This window comes from Polyangiaceae bacterium (genome assembly GCA_016715885.1).
Taxonomy (GTDB): Bacteria; Myxococcota_A; Polyangia; order Polyangiales; family Polyangiaceae; genus Polyangium.
The window spans coordinates 851964-876016 of sequence record JADJXL010000020.1; the positions used below are offsets into that span (position 1 = coordinate 851964).

General features: G+C 59.5%; 14 protein-coding genes. 7 read left to right on the forward strand and 7 right to left on the reverse strand.

Features of this window, described 5'->3' with window-relative positions; all coding sequences use genetic code 11:
* Window positions 1-210 precede the first annotated feature (210 nt).
* On the reverse strand, window positions 211-471 hold the full coding sequence (locus IPM54_28870; protein ID MBK9263803.1) for a hypothetical protein: 261 nt from the start codon (window positions 469-471) through the stop codon (window positions 211-213).
* Window positions 472-600: 129 nt separating this feature from the next.
* Here IPM54_28870 and IPM54_28875 point away from each other — a divergent pair, with 129 nt between their 5' ends.
* On the forward strand, window positions 601-1266 hold the full coding sequence (locus tag IPM54_28875; protein ID MBK9263804.1) for a hypothetical protein: 666 nt from the start codon (window positions 601-603) through the stop codon (window positions 1264-1266).
* 78 nt (window positions 1267-1344) lie between these two features.
* Window positions 1345-1671, forward strand: coding sequence for a DUF418 domain-containing protein (locus IPM54_28880; protein ID MBK9263805.1), 327 nt, complete (start codon window positions 1345-1347; stop codon window positions 1669-1671).
* A gap of 129 nt (window positions 1672-1800) precedes the next feature.
* On the opposite strand, the gene IPM54_28885 is transcribed toward IPM54_28880, so the two are convergent.
* Window positions 1801-6471, reverse strand: a complete 4671-nt coding sequence (locus tag IPM54_28885; GenBank protein MBK9263806.1) for a DUF4215 domain-containing protein — start codon at window positions 6469-6471, stop codon at window positions 1801-1803.
* 272 nt (window positions 6472-6743) lie between these two features.
* Window positions 6744-12281 (reverse strand): Ig-like domain-containing protein, encoded by a 5538-nt coding sequence (locus IPM54_28890; GenBank protein MBK9263807.1) that lies wholly within the window; start codon window positions 12279-12281, stop codon window positions 6744-6746.
* A 147-nt stretch (window positions 12282-12428) separates the two neighbouring features.
* Between IPM54_28890 and IPM54_28895 the strand changes: the two genes are divergently transcribed.
* The gene (locus IPM54_28895) at window positions 12429-13679 is read left to right on the forward strand and encodes a biliverdin-producing heme oxygenase (protein MBK9263808.1); all 1251 of its coding nucleotides are present in this window, start codon (window positions 12429-12431) and stop codon (window positions 13677-13679) included.
* 467 nt (window positions 13680-14146) lie between these two features.
* Window positions 14147-15289, forward strand: coding sequence for an SUMF1/EgtB/PvdO family nonheme iron enzyme (locus IPM54_28900; protein MBK9263809.1), 1143 nt, complete (start codon window positions 14147-14149; stop codon window positions 15287-15289).
* A gap of 11 nt (window positions 15290-15300) precedes the next feature.
* On the opposite strand, the gene IPM54_28905 is transcribed toward IPM54_28900, so the two are convergent.
* Both IPM54_28905 and IPM54_28910 read right to left on the reverse strand, forming a co-directional pair.
* On the reverse strand, window positions 15301-16251 hold the full coding sequence (locus IPM54_28905) for a hypothetical protein (GenBank protein ID MBK9263810.1): 951 nt from the start codon (window positions 16249-16251) through the stop codon (window positions 15301-15303).
* 35 nt (window positions 16252-16286) lie between these two features.
* Entirely contained in the window at window positions 16287-17618 is a 1332-nt protein-coding gene (locus IPM54_28910; protein ID MBK9263811.1) for a serine/threonine protein kinase, read from the reverse strand.
* A gap of 156 nt (window positions 17619-17774) precedes the next feature.
* Between IPM54_28910 and IPM54_28915 the strand changes: the two genes are divergently transcribed.
* From IPM54_28915 to IPM54_28925, 3 genes are read left to right on the forward strand one after another with little or no spacing between them, the layout of a single operon-like run.
* Window positions 17775-18587 (forward strand): DUF3592 domain-containing protein, encoded by an 813-nt coding sequence (locus tag IPM54_28915; GenBank protein MBK9263812.1) that lies wholly within the window; start codon window positions 17775-17777, stop codon window positions 18585-18587.
* 8 nt (window positions 18588-18595) lie between these two features.
* On the forward strand, window positions 18596-20224 hold the full coding sequence (locus IPM54_28920; protein MBK9263813.1) for a hypothetical protein: 1629 nt from the start codon (window positions 18596-18598) through the stop codon (window positions 20222-20224).
* 35 nt (window positions 20225-20259) lie between these two features.
* Window positions 20260-21768 carry an NAD(P)/FAD-dependent oxidoreductase gene (locus tag IPM54_28925; GenBank protein ID MBK9263814.1) on the forward strand — a complete coding sequence of 503 codons (1509 nt, stop codon included), beginning with the start codon at window positions 20260-20262 and terminating at the stop codon, window positions 21766-21768.
* Between the two features lie 22 nt (window positions 21769-21790).
* Here the strand turns inward: IPM54_28925 and IPM54_28930 are convergent, their stop codons facing one another.
* Window positions 21791-22813: a hypothetical protein gene (locus tag IPM54_28930; protein MBK9263815.1), complete on the reverse strand. Its 1023-nt coding sequence runs from the start codon at window positions 22811-22813 to the stop codon at window positions 21791-21793.
* A complete protein-coding gene (locus IPM54_28935) occupies window positions 22791-23981 on the reverse strand; it encodes a serine/threonine-protein phosphatase (GenBank protein ID MBK9263816.1) in 1191 nt (396 codons plus the stop codon). Before IPM54_28935 ends, IPM54_28930 begins: the two co-directional genes overlap by 23 nt.
* Window positions 23982-24053: the final 72 nt, after the last annotated feature.

A 24053-nucleotide genomic window follows, 5' to 3' on the forward strand; every position in this document is an offset into this window, starting at 1 on the left:
ATTGTGGTCCGATGCTGTACCATCATCCCTCGTCGAGCGACAAGAATTCTTCCCGCCGTTCCGTTCGGACAGGTCCCCAGCTCTCAGTCGCTCATCGACGAAGCCAGCATCCGAACGCATGCATGTTGCCTTCCGTCGACGACATCGTCAGCACCCACTGCAACACGCGCCCTGATCCATTTCATCCGCGCCCGCCGCTGTAAACGCTTGTCACGGCAGGCGCGATGACGCCGACGCCATTGCAAGCGCTTGTTGCAACGCGCGCGCATGCACGCCTGTCATCACAAGCGCTTGTTGCAACGCCCGCGCATGCACACCTGTCATCACAAGCGCTTGTTGCAACGCTCGCGCATGCACACCTTTCGTCACAAGCGCTTGTTGCAACGCACGCGCATGCACACCTGCCGCTGCAAACGCTTGTGACGGCATCGGCGGCATCGCGAAAGGCAAAACCAGGCGTTGCAATGCCATCGGCGGATGCCCTCCCCGATGCGCTTGACCCAACGGGCCCCTCACAGCTTTCGCATACAAAATTCTTGACTCGCCACCGTCGTGCCCAGTATCGTCGTCCACAGTTCGTAGAAAGGCGAGGCGATACTCATGGCCAAAAATACTTACCAGTCCTACACCGAAAAGACGCCGATCTATGCTTTTCGAGCGGATTTCGTGTGGCGCGGAGCGATGTGCATAGCGCTCGGCACGCGTCATCCGGCGCTCGTCGGCATTGGAAATGAAGCCAATGCCATCGTCGCACAAATCGATGCGCGGCTCGCGGCGCTGCAAGCCGCAGAAGACGACCAGCTCCGCGCGCGCGCAATCGAGAATGCCGAAAAGCTCGATGTCGTCGACGTGTACACCGAATTGCGTCGCACGATGAGCGCGAAGAATTACGATGTCGCGAAGATCCTCCCTGATGCGCCATCGATCCTGAAGCGTATGCGTGCCGATAGCTTCGCAGCGCGCGCCGATATCGCCGTCGCGAACCTCGAGGCGCTCCCCGAGAATGACCCTATCCGCGTCGCGTTCCTCGCAAACCTCAAAAAGGAATTGGCTGAATTTCACGAGGCCGACAAGGCCGAGGACAAGACGCAGGCGGCGCTTCGCAGCGGCAACGTGGCATTGACGCTCTGCAAGTCCGAATTGGCTCAAGCGCGCGAAGCCCAGCTCGGCGCGATTTTGACCGAATTGAAGGATCGCGAAAAGTCTTCGGCGTTTACGCTGCCTTGGCGCAAGTATTCACGAGCAGCAGACGACGGCGAAGAATAGAACACGCTCACACCTTTACGTCGGCGACCGAGACGTGCGCAGACACCCGCACGGGAAAATCTCGACGTCCCCCTTCCCATTCTCGCGGCGTTTTATGTCGCAGCGCTCACGCTGCTTACGGAGCGGCCGTGGTGGCGCGACAAATTGGCCATTTTCGGCCCTGCCGGGCAAATGGCTGTGACGAATTACCTGAGCCAAAGCATTCTAGCAATCATTGTTTATTACGGCGTCGGATTCGGCGCGATTGGTGACATTGGCCTGCGGACGACACTGTACCTGCCGCTCAGCGTGTTCGCGCTGCAGATTGCGTGGAGCCACGTTTGGCTGCGACATTTTCGCTTTGGCCCCGTGGAATGGGTCTGGCGATCGGTCACGTACGGATCGATGCAACCGATTCGGCGCTGAATATCGCGGTAGGTTTTTCGGAGAGTAACCAAATCGCCATCGTCATCCGGCGCCTCACCCCCCGACCCCCTCTCCAGCTTCGCGGCTTCGCCGCTACGTGGAGAGGGGGAGCCGGAGAGGCTCGGCATTTCAGGCAGCCTTGCGCCTGCGCACGAAGGCAATGCCAAGCGCGCCGAGGACGAATGCAATGGCGCCCGCGTCATTGTCGGTACCTGGGGCCGTGCGGCAATCGCAGCCGCCGCTATCGACCGGGCGATCGGTGGGTGCGCCGCCGGAACCGCCTTCGCCAGCGGCTCCACCAGCGCCTGCAATGCCGCCCTCGCCGCCCATTCCGCCGCCTCCAGCGCCGCCCATGCCGCCAGCGCCGCCGGCGCCGCCCATTCCGCCGCCACCGCCAGCGCCACCTTGACCCTCGGTCGTGCAGGTGTCGCTGCAGCCGTCACCGACCTCGACATTGCCGTCGTCGCATGCTTCGACGCCGTCTTTGACGAAACCGTCGCCGCAGATGCCATTCTTGCAGCCGCTCACGCAATTGTCGGTGTCGACTTGGTTGCCGTCGTCGCATTCTTCGACGCCCGATTGAATGTGCCCATCACCGCAGGTTGCCGACAAGCACGTATTGAGACATGCGTCGGTGTTGTCGGTGTTTCCATCGTCGCACATTTCACCCGGACCGACCACGCCATCGCCGCAACCGGGCAATGAGCAATTGTTGCGACACGCATCGTCGTCGACCATGTTGCCATCGTCGCATGCTTCGACGCCGGATTGCACATGGCCATCGCCACACGTGGCAAAAGCGCAACCCACGAGACAGGCGTCGGTGTTGTTGGCATTGCCGTCGTCGCATGGTTCGACGCCCGTTTGAACGAATCCGTCACCGCAGCTCGCGTCGACGCATTGGTTGAGGCACGCGTCCGCATTGCTTGCATTGCCGTCGTCGCATTGCTCCATGCCGGCGTACACGTGCCCGTCGCCGCAGCTCGCATTGATGCACGTATTCAAGCAGGCGTCCGTGTTGTTCACGTTGCCGTCGTCGCATTGCTCGACGCCCATTTGCACCTGACCGTCGCCGCATTTCGCATTGACGCAGGTATTCAAACAAGCGTCCGTGTTGCTCGTATTGCCGTCGTCGCATTGCTCGAAGCCCATACGAATGAACCCGTCGCCGCAGCTTGCATTGGTGCACGTGTTCAAGCAAGCGTCGGTGTTGCTCGTATTGCCGTCGTCGCATTGCTCCATGCCCGCGTACACGTGCCCGTCGCCGCAGGTTGCATTGGCACACGTATTGAGACATGCGTCGTCGTTGTTCATGTTGCCGTCGTCGCACTCTTCGCCGACTTGCACGACGCCGTCGCCGCAACCCGCCAAAGCGCACATATTCGAGCACATGTCGTTGTTGTTCGTGTTTCCGTCGTCGCATTGCTCGACGCCCGATTGCACGTACCCGTCGCCGCAGGTTGCATTCATGCAGCCCATGACGCACGCGTCGGTGTTGATCATGTTCCCGTCGTCGCACTCTTCGACGCCCGTTCGGACGAACCCATCGCCGCAGGTTGCATTCGAGCAGCTATTCAAGCAAGCATCGGTGTTCGACGTATTTCCGTCGTCGCACATCTCGCCTGCTTGCACGTATCCGTCACCGCAAATGGCCGCTTCGCAGGCATTCGTGCACGTGTCGGTGTTCGACATATTGCCGTCGTCGCACGTCTCGACGCCCATTTGCACGAATCCATCGCCGCAAGTTGCATTCGTGCAGCCCATGACGCAGGCGTCGGTGTTGATCATGTTCCCGTCGTCGCACTCTTCGACGCCATTACGAACGAATCCGTCGCCGCAGGTCGCTGTGACGCATGTATTCAGGCAGCCGTCGGTGTTCACGCCATTGGCGTCGTCGCATTGCTCGGGGCCGTTGGTCATGCCGTCACCGCAGAAAGGCCCTGGGCCGTTGCACATGCTGTTGCATTTGCCGTATTGGCCATTTTGCGCGCCGTCGTCGCACGTTTCGCCCGCGCCGAGGATGCCGTCGCCGCATACCGAAGCCATGGCATATTCATAAGCGCCCATATCGTGCGCGGCGCCGCCGATGCCGTCGCCATCGAGGGGCCTTGGGGTGCCTTCGATGTCCTTGTTCGGAGCGCCCGTCGCAGTGCCGACGTCGATGCAGAAGCTCGATCCTTGCAGCTTCAGGTTCGTCGGAGCGGATACGTAGAGCGGGTTCGACGATATGCTGCCCGTCCCCGCAGTCACGCCCGAATAGTCGTTGCTCGAGTTGCCCCAGACGTTCGAATACGTGACCGAAACCGATGTCGATCCGCTGAAGGTATAGCGGTAGACACCGTATTGTTGCTGCGTGATGATCGAGTTTTTCACGTTCATCGTCGCGGTCGATCCCGACGTGGATTCGGCATAGACGCCATAGCTCGCGTTGGCATGAATGGTCGCGTTGGTGATCGACACGGTGGCCGCCGAATTGTTCGACGTGGCCATGTACGCGCCTGCCAAGGTATTGCTTCGAAGCAGCGCATTGGTCAGGCTTCCGGCGCCGGCGCGTTCGTAATACACGCCGTATTGATTGCCGTGCGCGGTGAGCCCATCGATGGGGAACGATCCTTCCGAAATGCGTACGCCATAGGTCGCGTCGTTCACGACGATGCCATTGAAGACGTTGTTCGTCGACGTCTGTCGCATGTCGATGCCCCACCAATTCGCCGCGCCGGTGGTCGAAGAACGAATCGTCACGGGCTGAGCGACCGTTCCATTCGACTTCAACGTGCCCTTGATGATGAGCTCCGATCGGGTGAGGCTGTTATTCGATTGCATGGCGTCGTTCGTCGGAAAACGCAGCGTCACGCCTGCATCCAGGGTCAACGTGACACCGGGAGCCACCGTGATGTCGCCCGTAGCCGTGTACGGCGAACCCGCCAAATTGAGCGTGGTATCGGTCCAGAGCACGCCGACGAGCGCCGGGGTCGCATCGCCTGCATACGGAAGGGCTCCAATGTCGCCTCCTCCGCTGGACGCGAAACGGCACGGCGAGTTCGACGTAATGCGGAGGTTCGTCGGAGCCGATACGTAGAGCGGATTGCCCGAGAAGGAGCCCACGCCCGCCGAGACGCCCGAATAGTTGTTGCTCGAATTGCCCCACACGTTCGAATACGTGACCGATATCGAGGTCGAGCCGCTGAACGTGTACCGATACACGCCATATTGCTGCTGCGTGATGATCGAATTCGTCACGTTCATCGTTGCCGACGAACCGGACGTCGATTCTGCGTACACGCCGTAGCTCGCGTTCGAATGAAACGTCGACTGATTGATCGACACCGTGGCGGACGAATTGTTCGACGTCGCCATGTAAGCGCCCGCGAGCGTATTGCTTCGAAACAGACCGTTCGAGATGGTTCCGGCCCCAGCGCGCTCGAAGTACACGCCATATTGATTGCCGCTTGCCGTGAGCCCATCGATGTTGAACGTGCCCTCCGAAATGCGCACGCCATACGTCGCGTCGTTCACGACGATGTTGTTGAACACGTTGTTCGTCGACGTTTGACGCATGTCGATGCCCCACCAATTTGCAGCGCCCACTGTCGAAGAACGGATCGTCACGGGCTGAGCCGCTGTGCCGTTCGATTTCAACGAACCTTGCACGATGAGCTCCGAGCGGGAGACGTTGTTATTCGATTGCATGGCGTCGTTCGTGGGAAAACGCAGCGTGACGCCAGCATCCAAGGTCAGCGTCACGCCGGGCGCCACGGTCAGATCGCCCGTCGCGGTGTACGGCGATCCTGCCAAGCCGAGCGTCGTATTGGTCCACAAAACGCCCACGAGCGCCGTGGTTTCATCGCCCGTGTACGGGAGTGCTCCGATATCCGTGCCGCCGCTCGACGCGAATCGACACGGTGAATTCGACGTGATGCGCAAATTCGTCGGAGCCGTCACGTACAGCGGATTGCCCGAAAAGCTCCCCGCACCTGCCGCCACGCCCGAATAGTTGTTGCTCGAATTGCCCCACACGTCCGAATACGTGACCGAAATGGTCGTCGATCCGCTGAACGTGTATCGATACACGCCATATTGCTGCTGCGTGATGATCGAATTGGTCACGTTCATCGTGGCGGTGGAACCGGTCGTCGATTCGGCATAGACGCCATAGCTCGCATTGGCATGAATCGTCGATTGATTGATGGACACCGTTGCCATCGAATTGTTCGACGTCGCCATGTAGACGCCCGCCAGCGTATTGCTTCGGAAGAGCCCATTGGTGATGTCTCCGCCGCCCGCGCGTTCGTAATACACGCCGTACTGATTGCCAATCGCCGTCAAGCCGTCGATCGTCGGCGATGCGTCGCTCACCAAAATGCCGTACGTGGCATTTTGCACGACGAGGTTCGTCGTCGTCAAAGAGGCACCCGCATTGTCGACGACGATGCCGTACCAGTTGCTTGCACCGGCATTGAGAGTCCTGAACGTCACGGGATTTGCGGCCGTCCCCTGAATGACGAGGTTGCCTCGAATGGTCGCTTCGACCCTCGTCGTACTCCGACCGGTTGCCAAGGCGTCCGACGTTGCAAATTGCACGTCAACGCCAGCTTGAATGGTAAGGGTCGATCCCACTGGAACGGTGATGTCGCCTTGAACGAGATACGGGCTACCGGCCAGCGTCCAAGTTTGGTTGTTGACGTTGCCACCTGGAATCGTCGTGGCCGCGAAAGCTGCTTGCGGCATACCGACGATCAGGAGCAGCGCCGCAATGATCAGCGCAAAAGGTAACGCGAGCGGACTCGCACGCTTCGACATGGCTGCACTCCTGGAAAACAGTCCCGCCGTTCCGCGCACGAGGTTTGTCCGCGGAAGGCAACGAGCACCCTAGTCGAAACGGCCAGCCACATCAATGGGACAACGCCCTCTCCCTAAGAAACAAGCCAAAGCAAGTTCGAATCGAGGTCGTGGTCCAAATTTTCGGGCACTTGCGCGGGGGGGCCCCGCTGTTTGAGCCCGCGAAGCGGGCGAGTTCGGGGTCCCGCAAGTGTCCGAAAATTCGGACCGCGACCGGGGCCTACCCCTTTAGCTCAATGGCCCACACGCACATGCATCGCAGCAGTATGCCCAAAGATGGTCGGATCGTACATTTGTTCCACCCGCGTCGGCGGCGCATGGAACCTGCCCGTGTGCATCGCTCGCACCAAGTACCGAAAGCGCGTAATGCCCGCCGGCAATGCATCGATGAAATACACCATTCGGTCATCTCGTTTTTCGCGACGATCGGCCGGTGATGCCTCGAGTTGCGCTAGCCACGCTCCACCCTCACGATAATCCATCGATACCGCCTCGAATCCTCCAGCAATGGGATCCTCCAGCACCACGAACGAACGCGGCGAAGGCGTCACGACCTCGATTTCACAAACCACGACTTCCCCGGGCACGAACGTGGGTTCGTCTTTCTGAACCGCCGCCGTCGATTCGCCGAATTCCGACACGCGCTGCAATGTTTTCGTCACGAAAAACCCTGCATCCACAGCTTCGGCCGGCATGTCCGTCCGCGCAAACGAAAGCTCCACATCGTAATGAAGTCGCCCACTTCCCAAGACCTCGAACGTGAGCGGTCCGCCCGCCGCTTTCATCACGTCCTGCATGGGAACATGAATCGTTTTGCCTCGTAGTCCTTCGCCCGCAAAGTGCACATCGGCGAGCAATCCATTTCCCAAAAAAACCCGCGCATCAAAGTTTTGTTTGGGTTCGGGCAGCGTCTTGCGATACGCATCGAGCGCCAAAAGCGCCCATGCAGCATCGTGGGTGGTGGGGTAATTCCCGGAAGCTCGAGCCTCCAGCAAATAGGTCGCAAGCCTCGGTGCGACCGCAAATGCCTTGTCGACGGCTACCATCGCTCGCAGCACCATCGCGGTTGCGACGATGTCCGAACCAAATGCATTACGGGTGCCACCAGATTCCACGTATGCGCCCGTCCCCGTTAGCCGAATTGCAGCGGAGACATCCGCCGTCAAGGCAGCCATCTCGTTTCGTGCCTCGGAAAAGGCCGTCGCATAGGCGTGCAACAGGAGCGCTCGTGATTCAATGGAAAGACGCCCCCTTTCAGCAAAAAGCGCCTTCATTTTTGGTTCGTTACCGCGACCCATCGATGCGAGCACATCCAGGCCGAATGCTGCACGCTCGAGCAAGAGCGTGTCGGCATCGGGTCCAATCGCGTCGAACATCGGTTCCATGGCTTTCACCGCGCGATCCAAAGCATCTTTTGGCACGACGTACCCTCGCCGAGATGCTTGGGACAAACCCCACAGGGCATACACCGTTACCCAAGGATCGGTCCATTCAGACGTTGCCCATAGGCCGAATCCACCATTGCGTTTTTGATTGGCGAGCACCGAATCGACCGCATTTTGGAGCGCCTCCGGCACCGTCTTTTGCTTGCCGCCTCGCCCGGTCGGCCCAAGCGAAACTTGAAATGCGTCGGCAATGTCGCGCAGCGCCAAGAGCGGCACCAAACGACTCACGGTTTGTTCCGTACACCCATGAGGATAGTCCACGAGCTGCTCGAGGCCCGATACCATGCCCGTGAGGGGCGACGGCGAAAGCTTCACGGACAGCCCTCCCGCATCGCTGCGAATTCCGGGCAAATTCGCAATTCGTTCAGCAATGGCTCGAGATGTTTCTCCTGATACCGCAACCGTTTCGAGCAACGCTGGGGAGAGCACTTGGTGCTGCAAATCGACGTTGTCCGAATGAGATTGCCGACCGGATGCATACGACGCATCCACGGAAAACGCCACATTTCCAATGCGGTCCGCGCGCAAGGGGAATTTGACTTCGACCGGTGCATCCGGCCCCACGTCGACGACCTTGCGCCCGGAATCTCGAAAGAAAAGGCCCTTCGCATTCGCCGCAATCGTCGCTTTGCCATCGGGCAGATCAATCGTCGAAAGGACCACCGACGCTTCGAATTCGTCTCCCGCTCGAATCACCCGCGGAAGCGTAGGACGCGCCATAAAAGGCTTGAACGTTTGCACTTGTGCATCGCCCGATCCCGCCCGATCGTCCTCCGCGACGGCAACGGCCATGAAACGATACGTCGTGAGCCCATCGGGCAAATTGATTTTTCGTTTTACGCGGCCATTCGCGCCCGTCACGAGATCCGGCAAAAATGCCACGGTTTGTCGGAAATCACCTCGACGCGAACCAACGGACGTCGCACCCATGCGCACTTGCGGCGGTTTTACGCGGTGACGTCCCATCCACGTCGTCAATAGCTCGTCTCGCGCATTCGTCGACCGCACGAGCAAATCACGATTGGAAAACAGCGCCTCCCAGGGATTCGGCGTTCGATAATAGGTCAACATGAGCGACCCTTCGTCCACCGCCCAGAGCGTCACTTCCACGCCGCTTGCGGGTTTTCCCGCAGCGTCCGTCACGATGACGTCGACATCCAGCGTATCACCGGGTTCCGTTCTGATTTTTCCCGTACGCACATCGACTTGCAATTTCCGCGGTGACGCGTCGACGGTTACGTGAGCCTCGTCCGTTTTCACATCGTTTTTCGATATCGCCGTTACCGTGACCAAAACATTCGGCATCATGGCCGGCGTCACGGGCACGTCCAGCACCGTAATCGTGCCAGCGGGCGCGAGCTCCAAAGCGCGCCGCCAAATGATTCCTTCCCGTTCGAACGTCACCATGGCTTTGGCGGCTTCTTGAAATGGCGACGACAGCTTCACCCGAGCCGTTTTTCCGACCTCGAGCCACGACTCCATATCGATTCTCAATCTCGGTGGCTCCACTTCGACCGGCGGCGGTGGCGGTGGCGGTGGTGGTGTATTCGCTCCGGATGCAGCGGGCTTTGCCGGCGTGGGCAATGCTTCGATGCGATGCGCATACGACGAAGCCACGGTGCGGCCCTTGCTGTCCTTCGTCGTGGCGCGAATGATGATTTCGTCTTCGGGCGCAGGATCCTCCTTTGGCGTTTGAAACGAACATCCCACCAGGGTTTGTCCGGACGTCACGTCGCACGACGCGAGCAGCCGATCTTCAAACGACCGATCGTCTTTCCGCGTGTGATAAAGCATTTCGATATGCACGGGCGCAACGCGACGTTCCCCCGCGGGCGTGACCACGAGCGCTTTTGGCTCGATAATCTTGCCTGGATCAATCCAATAATTTTCTGGATTTGCAAGTGCCACATACACGTCGGCGGGATGCACGATGGCGCTGTCTTCAGCGATTTGAACGCGCCTGTCGAGGTCCATGATTTCGGCTTGGCACGTAATCATTTCGGTGGTGACTTGGCCGGGCAACGCCGCAGCCACCGGCAGAGAAAACGCGCCCTTGGCATCGAGCTGCCCTGAAGCCTGGGCGATTCGAGCGTTTCGTGGACCGGCATCGTGCATTCCAATGGAAAAATGATCGAGCCCTGGAATGCTGAACGAACCGTACCCACGATTGACGACGATTTTAGCGGTCGCTCCCGCCATCGGCGCGCCGTACAAGTGCTCTCCGCGCGCGACGCATATCGAACGATCGCCCTCGAAGTATGCGTCCTTGTCCCATGAAGCAAACGCTTTGCTCTCGATCGGCCGATACTGATCGACCGAAAAACGCGAGCGCAAGCGTCCTCGGGCGAACTTGGCATCGACGTGGTAAAGTCCAAGCGGCGCATCCGCAGGAATGGGCAATTCGGCAGAAAATGTGCCAAAACGCGAAAACGCTCGGCGCGCTCGAGCAATTTCATGATGGCTCGAATCCGTCACTCGTACGATGACTTCGCCTTCTTTGGGTGTAATGAGACCCGACGTCACGGGAAGCCGCACGAGGCCCTTGATTTCAACACTTTCACCGGGACGATAGATACCTCGACCGGTAAAGAGTTTTCCCACGGGTTCCGCAAGACGCTGCGTCTTGATCGTTTGATATGCCCAATCGTCGCCGTGTTCGACCACGACTGCGAGCCGATCGGGCCTCGGTTCTCCCAGACGAACGGGCACGAGCGATAGCCCCGTCGAATCCACTCGAGACGTCGAAAGCAGCTTCGCTTGGCCTTTCGCGGGCAATTCGTACAAATCGACGCGCGCGCCCGAGATGGCGGAACCGCTCGAAAGGCGCGTCACCCACACGACCGCTTCATCGGGCGAGGTTTTGGTATACATGCCAATGTCGGTCAATTGCATTTCACGCTCGACGACGGCAACTTCGGATGTGCCCGCCGGTCGAAACGAAGCTCGCGCCAAGATCGGGCCTTTGGTCGATGGCGTGGGCAACAAATCGTCCACTAGAATGCGCTGCCAATTGCTTTCGTTGGTCTTGCCTCCAGGCACGATACGTTGTTTTGCTCCATTCAATGCCGTAAGATCTTTGTTGTGGCCAACGAGTCGTTCGAGTAGCTCGTCGCGCCGAATGGGCAACATGGAAATCGTCGCTTCGGGGGCATTGAGCACGCCTACGGGGAGCACGTGCTTTTTGGCAGCCCAATAGATCCCGGTGGCGCCAAAGGTGACCTCCGCAGGTAAATTGCCGAAGCGCAGTTTGCGCTTGTTTTGCGCCCCCAAGAATTGTCCGTGGACATCGCGCAATGGACGACCGGCAATCGACGATCGTACACCTATCGAGTACGTTTTTCCTGGCTCGAAATTCGCATTGATCTGAAGCTCCGACGGACCATTTTCGTCGCCACCAATTTCATACACGTAAAACGAATCGGTCGGTGGCTCGATGGTGATGGCTTGTTCCAAAAGCTCCGACGGAATGGGCGTCGTGAGGGTCATGCCAACGTGGTCCCCGTTCGGATCGCAAGCTCCTTTTTCCGTTGGATGCGGCGTGCATTTGACGTTCGCAATGGCAAATGGCCCAAGCGTCCGAAATCGTATTTCTTTGGCCTTGCCCATCGTCAATTCGCCCTCGGCTGCGCGCAGCGACGAATCGATGTGCACGGTGATTTCCGTGTCGCGCGGGAGCGGCGTGCGAGGCGCCAAGACGGCGTGATCTTTCTCGATTTCGGTAATTGCGAAGGGAATTTTTTTCTTGTTTGCGACGACCGTTACCGTTCGAGACACCTCGGACGCTTGAATCTGCTGGTTGAAATACAATGTGATCGGAGCGTCGGGTCGAACGGCGATTGCATTCGAATCGGGTTCGCTGCCGGAAATGTCGGGCCGCTCGGTCGTGAATGAAAATGTGAACCCTTCGTCGAGCTGCGTGCCGTCGGCCGATTTGATTCCCTTGGGAATTTCGACCCGAAATGATGTGGCCTTGGCAAAAGGTTTTTCTGGGATGAATTTGATGGCGGTCGTGCCAACCCATTTCGTTTTTCCAGGAACATTCGGGGTCATCTCGATCGGCAATGCAGGGCCGCTCGGATCGGCGCCGACGGCGCGCATGGGCTTATTGAAAACGATGGCAATTTCCGACGCATGAGGGGCGCTATCTCGCGGAGACGCAAAAACGACGCGCAAAGGACCGGCCTCCGTGGGAACGGACAAGGGCGCGGGACCCGGTGCAAGCTCGCCGCGAATGGGAGCTTGGGGCGGTTTTGCGGTGGCCCCCGGCAAACAGGCGGACAGAAGTGTGACGAGGACCAAGGCCACGGACGAGCGGCGACGAGTCATGGGGCCACTTGGACAAGCAACCGAGACGGGAGTTCCGAGAAAGTGCCCGCTCCTACACCACGATCCAGCAGAGCTTCGAACGATTGCCATTTCGGCTTTCTCGGCGTATCCTTCCGGCGCAGAAGCATGCGCCAGAGCGTTACCATCATGGATTGTCTTCGCGAGGCGACGCGTGTCGAGCATCGGCGCGCGGAGCTGCTCCCGTTTGCCGCGGCATTGGCTGCCGGCAACTTGCCGCTCGAGAGTTACGTCGGTTTTCTCGGCGCGCTCTTGGTCATTCATTCGAGTCTCGAGCAGGCGACGGCAAGTGCCAATGATGATGTCGTGCGCGAAGTGTGGGACGATTCTATACGACAAACGCCGCGACTTCAACGTGATATCGCTTTTTTTCAGCCGCAAAAAATCCCCAAGTCACCGGTCGCAGCTATCCGAGCACAACTCGTTGCGCAACGCATTCGTCAACGCGCCGAGGTCGATCCCCTTTCACTTCTCGGATACCTTTATGTATTCACGGGCGCGACGCTCGGTGGCGCGGTCTTGAAAAATCAGGTCGCGCACGCGTTCGGGCTGCATGGTTCGAATGGGCTCGCTTATCTATCAAGTCACGACGACGAAGGCGACGCATGGAAGTCATTCCGGAGGCGCATGAATGCAGCTTCCATTGGGGAAACGGAGCGATCTCGCATCGTGGAAGCAGCCAACGAGGCATTTGCGTCGATGGCGCGTATCATCGAAGCGCTCTATCCGTTCGATACGACAAACCCAACAGCGCTCGTCCAAACGCTCAATTGGGAAGCCGGGCGGCACGGCGTTCCGCAGGATGAACGCGAGATCAATGCGGCGTTGCGCGCAGGCGAGCGAAGCTGGAGTCGCTATCCGTACTACAAATGGCGTTATGGTTCGCGTGGAGCAAGGTTTACGCGAAGCGACAGCGCGTGGCTCGTGACATTGGCAGGACACGCTCCCGCGGTGATGGCAAAACAAATCACATGGCTTGGTCAGGTTTTGTCTGCGCGCGGTATGCCTCAATGGTTGCTCGAACGTCACCTTGTCGTATTGCACGAGGAATTGGTGGCAGCGGTGCCAGACAATGCGAGCAATTACGATGGTTTACTACGAGCAGCGGAAATCCTTGGGACTGCGCGACGAACGCACGTGAACGACGAAGTCATGGCCGCGTGCGCGTCGACATTCGAGCAGCACGTGGGCGATGAATGGAGTCGAAAGATGCCGGAAGCAGGCAGTTTGCTCGCTGCGGCCGTAGCGGACGAAAAACTGGGTATCACGCTCGCCGTACCGAGCGTGGAGGCGTGGATGGTCGACAAAAACCGCTTTCCCGATCGCTGGATCGAGGCGGTTCACGCGACGATTCGTATGGCGCGGGAACGTGCGAGGTAGCCGCGTTACTTCCGCCGGTGCGTCGATTCCCTTGCGCCTCGCCCCTCACCTCTTGTACCGTCCCATCCATGCTTCACTCGAATCCAAAAGCTTCATTGCGTCGTCATACGCGCTTCGTGCTGCTCGGCACCCTCGGGCTTTTTTCAGCATGCGTGCCCGTGCTGGGAATCGACGAGCCCGAGCTCGCCTCCGACACGGCGTGTCGAAAATTCATCTGCGAAAATGAAAAGTGCGAATACCGAGCTGCTGCAGCAGGCACGTCGTGCGGAACCATGAATGTATGTGATGGCGCAGGCGAATGCAAAGTGAATACCGGTTTTCCATGCTCGAATGCGACGGATTGCATGTCGGGGATATGCGACACCACGTGCAAAGTGCCCACGCTCGGCGCTTGCCAGAACGATCAAGACTGCGCATCGGGCTTCTGCTTCGAACAATTCTGCAAGTTGATTACCGGTGACGCATGCATGGACGACGCCGAATGCTGGACGGATATCTGTCACGACATGACCTGTCGAGTATCGGATGGAAGCCCATGTGACGAATCGAATGAGTGCAAATCGGGCAAATGTGACATCGTCTGCCTGACGAGCGACGGGGCAACCTGCACAGACGACACGAAATGCGCGTCGGGCGTCTGCAACAATGGCACATGCAAGGTATCGCATGGGAACACCTGCGCTGCGGATATGGAGTGCGCTTCGGGGTTGTGTGCGGGTATGGCCTGCGTCGCCCAGAGCTGCATTGGACTCACATCCACATGCGGTCCCGGCGGTGACGAGTATTGCTGCGCATCGCCGGTCGTGACAGGAGGACAATACAATCGCAGCAATAACCCCGACGCACCCGCCACAGTAGATGATTTCCGGCTCGATCGATTCGAGGTGACCGTCGGGCGATTCCGCAAATTCGTCGACGCATATCCAGGCAGCCGGCCCGACCTGGACGCCGGGCAACATCCAACCATCGCTGGGAGCGCGTGGAACGCAGCTTGGGACACGTATTTGCCCGCAACGCAGGCCGCTCTGACGGATGCGCTGGCGAATTGCTCGTACCCCACTTGGTCGGCCAATGCAGGCGCCAATGACGAGCTCCCCATCAATTGCGTCGATTGGTATGTGGCATTCGCCTTCTGCGCGTGGGACGGGGGACGCCTACCGACCGAAGCCGAATGGAATTACGCGGCGGCGGGCGGCAATGAACAGCGCATCTATCCTTGGTCGGATCCGCCCTCGTCGAGCATGATCGACGCGTCTTATACCGTGTACGACTGCGCCGCCGACGGCAATCAAGCGGCCTGCGAAATCGGCGACATCGCATTCGTCGGCTGGACGTCCCCCAAAGGCGACGGGCGCTTTGGCCACGCAGATCTTGCAGGCAGCGTCATGGAATGGACACTCGATTGGTACAACACCCCTTATTCACCAAGCTGCTCGAACTGCGCGAACCTCAGTCCAAGCATGGATCGCGTCCTCCGGGGCGGCAGTTGGTTCAGGGGGCCCATCGAGCTACAAACGTTCGCTCGAGCCTACAGCACGCCGGACCTGAAGGATCCGAACGATTATCCCTCCGACGAAATTGGCTTTCGCTGCGCAAGGAACGTTCCTTGACCCAGCCACCATTACCAAGTCATTCGAACGCCCATCCCCGAAGGATTCACCCACAAGCTCGTGCTTTTCGATTTCGAGCTCGGCGAAAGCACCACGAGCGTCACGCCCGCGGCCGCAAAGATCCCGCCCGCAATCAATCCCACGGTCGCTCCATGACCGAGCGTTATCGCTTCGCGCCGATCATTGAATCCAATATCGTCACAAATATTGTCCGGCGTGCAATGACCATTGGCGCTCGAATTCCGAGAAATCGCCAACCCACCGAGCACGCCCCATGCCCCGAGCCCCAAGGCGCCAAGTCCCAATCCCACGAACCCTGCCGTACGCAGCCCCGTTGACGGTGGTGGCGGCGGGGGCGGTGCATCCGTTTTGGGAATTTCCCAACCCGGCGTAATCTCTACGGTTTTTGCGTTGCCCGTTTCGAGCTTGACCATCGTTTTCCACGAAGGTTTGTCCACGGCCGACGCTTCGACCTCGTATTCGCCAGGATCCAGTGGAACCTCGGTTCCCCAAGAAGCTGCGGGGAGCGGCGTGCCATTTCGAGTGATCGCGAACCCGGGAAGCTTCGACAACGCATCCGGTACACGAATGGTCAATTTTGGAACACGCTTGTTCAAATCGGCAATCAATCCGTCGATTTCGGCCATTTTGTCGTTGTCTCCGCGCGCTTTGGCCAAAGGCGCTACGCGTTCGAGCACCCCGAGCGCCGTCGCGGGACGACCGAATTTGTCCCAGCATTCGGCAAGCGTCAGCCCGGTACGAATGTGATCGGGCAGGATTTTGAATGCAGCCTCGAATTTTGGACAAGCCCGCGCATACGCGTCGACCTCCATGTCTTTCGCGCCGTCCTCGTACAGCTTCTGCGCTTCTGCTTTCGCCTGCGCGTCCGGCTGCTGAGCAAACGCCGATACGGGCAATAGCGTGGCGAAGAGCAAAACGAACGAATGAAACGGGCGCTTCATGGATCGGCCTGGTTCTCGCGGCGACGTGAATCGATTCAATCGTTGAACCCTTTGACTTTCTTGGTCTTGGTCGTCGACGACGCAGGCGCCGCACTCACCGTCGCTTTGACGACCGGCGTTTGCACCGCAGGCGTCGCCGTCGTCTTCGCGGGTATCGTCGGTGGTGCCGCGTCCGCCGATGCACTCGCCGCCGGCGGTGCAGACGCGACGGCGGACGGAATGGCCGAATCCGCCATGGCGGCGCTATTCAGCGTCGGCACTGGCGGCGTCGTCAATTCATTCGCCGCTGGTCGAGTCGCGACGAAGGCAATGCCGCCAAGCAGCACAGCGGCAGCCAGCGCCGATGCCGCTATCCACGTTCGATTGGAAAAACGCCCCGTTCTATTTCCGACGACATGCGAACCAGCCGCAAGCGTCTCTTGTCCCCACCCAACGGCACTCTGCGCCATGCTCGACGATCCGTCGCGAGCAGCCCCCGCACCTGCAACGTCCTTTTCGTTCACGAATGGCCGCAAGGCCGCCATGAATTCCTGCACCGTCTGAAATCGCGTATCGCGGTTCTTGTCCAGGCATCGACCCACGAGCACGTCGAACGCGGGAGACATTCCAGGACAAACCTGGCTCGGCGGCAGCGGCTGCGTCGAAAGCACCTTCGCGACGATTTCCGTCATGTTTTCCGCAATGAAAGGCAACTTGCCGGTCGCGAGCTCGTACAATATGACGCCGAGCGACCAGATATCGCTGCGCGTATCCGCGTCCTTGGCATCGAGCATTTGCTCGGGCGACATGTACAGCGGCGAGCCCATGATCGTGCCGGTTTTCGTGAGCTTCGGATTGATGGCGTCCCCGCCGAGCTCCTTGGAAATACCAAAATCGAGCACTTTGATACATGGCGTGCCATTCGGACGTCGAATCATAAACAAATTGGGCGGCTTCAAGTCACGGTGTACGATTCCCAGCGCATGCGCCTCCAATAGCGCCTCGCAAGCTTGGTACACATACGATGCTGCCTCACCGATTCCGAGCGCTCCGCGTGAGCTGATAACGTTATCTAGATCGGTTCCCTCCAGGTATTCCAAAACCATGTAGGGCGCGCCGGATTCGAGGGTTCCGACGTCGTGCACGCGGGCCACGTGTTCGCCTCGAAGACGCGCAGATGCCCGTGCTTCGCGTAAAAACCGCTCGAGCGCCTCGGGATGCTCGAGAACTTCGGGGAGCATTACTTTGATGGCAAACAGTTCGCCCAGTTGCTGGTGTCGAGCGGCGACGACCATGCCCATTCCGCCCTGTCCGAGCACTCGTTCGACGCGGTACTTGCCCAGCAGGACATCACCAGGCTGAAGTGTGGAATTCGTCGAGTCGCTCATCCGGATTTCGGGGCAAAGTGGGGCCAGGCGTGACATTGTACACGCGAATCGGGCAGCAGGACAAGATTCTTGTCATCGTGGCGCGAAAGGCATTTTCACGGGCGGCGAGTTCGAGTATCGCTTACGTATGTTGGGAATTTGCTCGCAGGTGCGGCCGTGAACACGCCGCAAACGCCTCATCCGGGCGATTGGCGTGGAGGATATCGCGCGGCTTTCGATCGAGTTCCTCCGGCGCCGCGTACCCCGACGCCGCTCGCGCGTGATCTGATTTTCGGCTACCAGGGCGGTCAAAACGCGTTACGCATCATCGGGGCCGTGTTTCTGGCGCTTGGGATTCCTTTCATTTTCATCTTCGGCGGCGGCATCCTGACCGACCTTACCATTACGGCTACCGGCCAAGCAGCGACGGGCACGGTCGTCGCTACGCGCGTCGTCACGAGCGTCGAAGTGAATGGCGCGCACCCTGTCGGGATCCAATATCGTTACGACGTATCTGGCGACAAGTATGAGGCCGAATCGTACACGCTCGATGCCAGCATCCTTTCGGTCGCGACGGCTGGAGCGACTGTACCAGTTGAAATCGTACCAATGGCACCATCGTGGTCACGCATGAAGGGCACGAAGAGCTCGAAGATGGGCTATGCCGCCCTATTTGCCTTTATCTTCCCCATCATTGGCGCCGCCATGCTCTTTTATGTCATTCGCGCGAATCGACGAGAAATTCGCGCATTCCGTGAAGGCGTCGCCATCAAGGGGCTCGTCGTCAAGCGAGGCGAGGACACGACGACCCAGATCAATGGCAAGCACCCCTATGAAATCATTTGGGAATTCTATGTCGACGGCAAAGCCTACAAGGGCAAACTGTCGAACATGAATCCCATGATCCTCCAGCGAGCATTGCCCGACGACGAAGTGACGGTGCTTTACGATCCGAAAAGTCCGGTCGTCAATACGGTGTGGATCGAATAGGTCGTTCGGTGAATCGTCGATTCCGACTACAAGTCGCTGCGCTCGTTGCGCTGGTCCTGTGTTACGTCGCGCATTTTCGGCTGCTCGATGCGCGTATTCAAGACGATGCCTACATTTCATTTCGATATGCGCGCCACCTGGCCCAAGGCAAGGGCCTCGTGTGGAACGTGGGCGAACGAGTCGAGGGGTATACGAATTTCTTGTGGACATTGCTGATGTCCGTGCCTCTCGCGATATCGGAACAACTCAATCCCATTGCATTCGCTCGTGCCGTTTCGAGTTTTGCGGGCTACGGGTCGATCGTCGTCACGTTTCTCCTCGTGCGTCATCTATCCCCAAAGTCACGCCTTTTGCCGCTCGCCGCGCCGGCGATGCTTGCGGGGAGCTTTCCCTTCGCAATCAACACGATGACCGGCCTCGAAACCATATTTTTCGCGTCACTCTTGACCATTGCCACGTTTTTGCTCGTGCTCGAACAAGATGATCGACGCTACCGTGGATCTTCCGTCGTCTACGCGCTCGCGGCTCTCACGCGGCCCGAAGCCATTGGTTTATTTCTCTTCACCTTCGGTATCGTCGCATGGAGTCAACGGCGCGAAGGAAAGTCGGCCAAGGATTATCTCCAACGGCTCGGACTGCCCTTTGCCGGAATCGTTGCGAGCCACGTGCTCTTTCGTCTTGCTTATTACGGCGAGATCGTGCCGAATACGTATTTTGCCAAGTTTGGCGTCGAGCTTCCGCAGGGAATGCCCACGCGCACGAGCTACCTTTGGGATTTCCTCGCCAAAGGGCTGGATCCCATTGGTCTCACGACCCTCTTCGTCGTGATTTTTGCGTTCATCAAATGGCGTGACGTGCGGGCTCGTATCGTCCTCGCCGGGGCATTGTATGGATTCTTCAACGTGGCCGTGAGTGGCGCGGACTTCATGATTGGGTTTCGCTACTTCGTCCCCTACCTGCCGCTCTTGTACGTCGCCGCGACGCTGGGTGCTGCTGCACTTTCCGAATGCGACAAAAAGGCCAAAGCTCAACGAACCATTGAAATGGGCACCCTTGCCCTGGCACTCGTCGCAGGTTTTTTCGGGTACAACTATTCATACGATAAACTGCGCCCATTCGAACAATTGCGGCACCGCGTCAACGCGGACTCGAATACGGCGCTCGGACACTGGCTGGCCGAATCGCTCCCGAAAGATGCCGTCGTCGTCGCCCGTGACATTGGCGAAATTGGGTATCTTTCGGATTTGCACATGATCGACATGACGGGATTGACGGATCGCGAAATAGCAAGAAAGCCAGGAAATTTATTGGATCGGCAATTGAATGTGGACGATATTTTTGGGCGAAATCCGACCGCATTCGTCTTCGTGTCGCGTGTCCCCGGACCCGTGCAGGGCCCGCGCAGATTCGCTGCGTATTCGTCGACTCATTCGACGGCTGCCATTCTCGATGATCCGCGCATGAAGGATCAATACACATTCGTCGCGCGATATCCATCGTATGAGCGACTGCGGAAAGCGGACGACGGAAGCTGGCAACCCGTCGCACGTGGAGCGGGTATTCCTACCGATACGATGAATACGTACTTCCTCGAAGTCTACGTGCGCAAAGACGTTGCCAGCCAATTGCGAAATTGACACGTGCACGGTGCTGCCGTGCTACACCGCGGCGCATGTTTTCCCCCGACGCCATCGTCATCGGTGCCGGTCCCAATGGGCTCGTCGCGGCCAATGTGCTCGCCGATGCCGGTTTTTCCGTGCTGGTTTTGGAAACCAATCGCCGGCCCGGTGGCGCGGTTTGGACAGAACCCCTGACAAACCCAGGATTCTTGCACGACGTCGGGGCCGCATTTTTTCCGTTTGGACAAACCAGCCCCGCTTTGCGGGCACTCGACCTGCAGGCGCACGGGCTGGTCTGGAAACACGCGCCCTTTGACAGCGCGCATCCCTCGATCGATGGCACGTGCTCTGCCATAGGCCGGGACCTCGAAGCGTCCAAACGCTGCCTCGGAGTTGACGGCGCGGCCTGGGAAAAATGGGCGACGTGGCATGCGCGCACGCGCGACGAGCTGCTCGGTGCACTGCTGTCCACGCTGCCCGCGGTAAAACCCATGCTCCGGTTTGGCATACCAAACCTCCTGCGCCTCGCAGCCGTCGCAGCTTCCTCGGGAAGGTCATTCTCCGCACGGCACTTCAAGACGGACGCGGCGCAACGCATCATGCCTGCTCTCGCTTTGCACACGGACGTTGGTCCGGACGATCCGTGTGGAGCCATCGTTGGCTTCATGCTCACGATGCTCGCTTCGAGCGGAGGGTTTGCCGTTCCGGAGGGAGGCGCCGCATCCATCACGAGAGCGCTGCTTGCGCGCCTCGAGTCGCGCGGTGGCCACGTGACGCTTGGTGCACGCGTTCGCCGCGTGATCGTGCGCGAGGGGCGCGCGAGCGCCGTCATCACGGAGGATGGCCAAGAGATCGCAGCGCAACGCGCCATCGTCGCAGATACATCGGCGCCCGCGCTCTACCTGAAGCTGCTCGACAGGGCCGTCGTGCCCGCTCCCATCGTCGACGCGATGCGCCGATTTTCTTACGGATTCGGAACATTCAAAATGGACTGGGCGCTCGATGGCCCCGTGCCTTGGCTCGCTGAAGAAGCGTCGAAGGCCGCTGTCGTGCACACGGGCGACAGCGTCGATGACCTTGCGAGGTTCACGGCGCAGGTTCGTCGGGGCGAACTGCCGGACGATCCGTACTTGGTCATCGGCCAACAATCGATTGCGGATCCGTCTCGCGCACCCGCAGGAAAGCACACGCTCTGGGCGTATTCGCGCGTGCCGTCGCGCATCGATGGAGGTTGGAAAGCGTGCGCGGAAAAGTTTGCCGATCGCGTCGACGATCGCATCGAACGGCTTGCGCCAGGCTTCAAGCAACGCGTGCTCGGGCGCTTCATCGTGACGCCTCCGGACCTCGAAGCGATGGATGAAAACCTGGTGGGTGGTGACTTGGGAGGAGGCTCGGCGCAGATCCAACACCAGCTCTTCTTTCGGCCGGTATTCCCGTATTTTCGCTATCGAACGCCGATTCGTGGCTTGTACTTGGGTTCGTCGTACACGCACCCGGGGGCAGGCGTGCACGGCGCATGCGGGTACAACGCAGCGCATGCGGTGATTGAAGATGCTTCTTGAGAGCGGGCCTGGGAGCCAAGCCTTACTTCCAATACGTCACCAAGTCGGCGAGCACCGTGGACGACGACTGTGCCAAGTGAGCGATGTGGTCGTCCTCCCGGTAGCCTCGGTAGCCGCGCACGTGAAAGTGACCCTTGTGAGCTTCGCTGCGCTGCTCGAGCCACCTTTCGGCGCTCATCACTGATCGTGCAAGCGGAAACGACGGACGTTCCGGCCAGTCGGTCGTGCGTGTTCGGTACGCACCTACGGCAGCCACGAGCGCGTTGGATGTCTCGGTCGTCGTCGCATAACGAAACTCGTTCACCTCCGAGTGCGTCATGACAAACAGTTTGCCTCCGGCCGCAGCGTCCCGAGCAAATCGAACGATCGGCGCGATGCGCTGCATGTCGACCGTGCGCGTATGTTCGTCGGAAAAGTTCGAGTGCAAAGCATCGGCCAAAAGAACGGCGGAAGCCCGATCGTAAACGTCGTCGCTGGCCAAGATGCGCAGCAGCGCTCCATATCCTGCGCTCCAAGCACCGAGCGCCAAGCGTCCCAAACGCGGGTTGACGAGCCCGCGAGACTTCGCGGCGAGAGCGACGCGGGCAAGCTCGTGTTGGAAGACGGCTGCTGTCACATAATGCGAATCATAGGCCGCGGAACCGATGCCGATGTTGACGACGAGCACGAGGGCATTGAGCTTCGCGGCGGCGACACTCTGGGCAACGAGCTCGGCGTTGCCATGAAAAAACACGAGCAAGTCGAAGACGCCGTCCTCGGAATGAAACGATGCTGGGACAAACAAGGCTCCAGCACCGACCAGCGTGTAGCCTGCGCGATCGAGCTTCGCGTCGGCACGGATCAATGTGGGTTTGGGCGGAGCTGCGGACGGCGATGCGACGACGCGAGGTGTGCCGAAACGCGGCAAGTGCGCGGCGTAAGGTGGCGCGGATGCGGGTGGGTTCGAGAAGGAAAAACCTGCGAGCGCGACAGCAGCCGTTGCGACGAGGAACGCGGCGCCCCGTGCGCACAAGCTCTGAAGGTCAGTTCGCGGCCTTCTTTTCACTGAGCGATCGAATGTACTCGGTCGCGGCGCGGACGCAGACGAGAACTGCGGTGATGTTGTCATGCCCGCCCTTGTCGTTGGCGAGCTTGATCATCGAGTCGATGGTGGCTTGAGGATCCTTCATGTCCACGAGGAGCTGCTGGAGCTCTTCGTCGTTCACCATTTTCGACAAGCCATCGGTGCAGAGCAGGTACACGTCGTTCGGGCGCGGGCGGCCCATGATGAGGTCGATTTCGACGCCGGGCGTCGTGCCGACTGCACGATGCAAGCGATGCGCGAAAGCGGCTCCTTTGAAGCCGAGCGCGGCCATCGTGTGGTCGGTGGTGATCTGTTCGAGCTTGCCGTCGCGCAAACGATAGCAGCGGCTGTCGCCGACATGGCCGAGGTACAGGCGCTGCTTGTTGAGCATGAAACGCGCTGCGATGACCGTCGTGCCCATGCCCTTCAAGAGCGGATCGGTTTGCGCTTTCTCGTAGATCGCCTTGTTCGCCGTTTGAATGGACCGAGCGACTTCGGCACCTCGACGCGGAACGTTGTTGTAGGTGGGCCCATCGAACTTCTGCGTCGTAAACGCTTGCTCGATGAGCTCGACCGTGAGCGCGCTGGCAACCTCGCCGCCGGCATAACCACCCATGCCATCGGCGACGATGTAGAGCCCCTGTTCGTCGAGCACGAGGAAGCTGTCTTCGTTGAACTTGCGTCGCTTGCCGCGATCGGTTTGTCCCGCCGCACTCACGAGGAAGTACGGGCTCGTGCGCGTAGGCTCGTCGTCGGCCGCGTTCTCGTCGACGACGATCGGCGTGGCGGCGATGGTCGATGCGACGACGTTGTCATCGTCGTCGTCATCGTCGCTTCCGATCTTGCCCAGGCTTGGCAGCGGCTTGTTTTTGTCCGCAGCGGGGCTGAGCGTGATCGTCGTGATGTCGTTTTCTTCTTCGGCAGCTTCTTCCGCGGTGCGAAGGCTCGGCAAGCCGCTCAAGTCCGCACGTGCCTTCTTGGCTGCTCCGCTCGATGCGGGTTTGCTCGAAGCACCCGACGCATTCGCGTCGCTTGCATCCGAGGTCGCGTCGTCGACAGCGGGCTTCGAGCCGCCCTTGCCGCGCAGGAGAATGAATCCAACGACGACGAGAACGACTCCAACGATGACGGCAATGACGATCGTATCCATGTACGAAATCCCCGGCCGAACGGTCGACGTCGAGCCCGTTCCTGCATGGCTTGTACTACGACCGCGCCACGA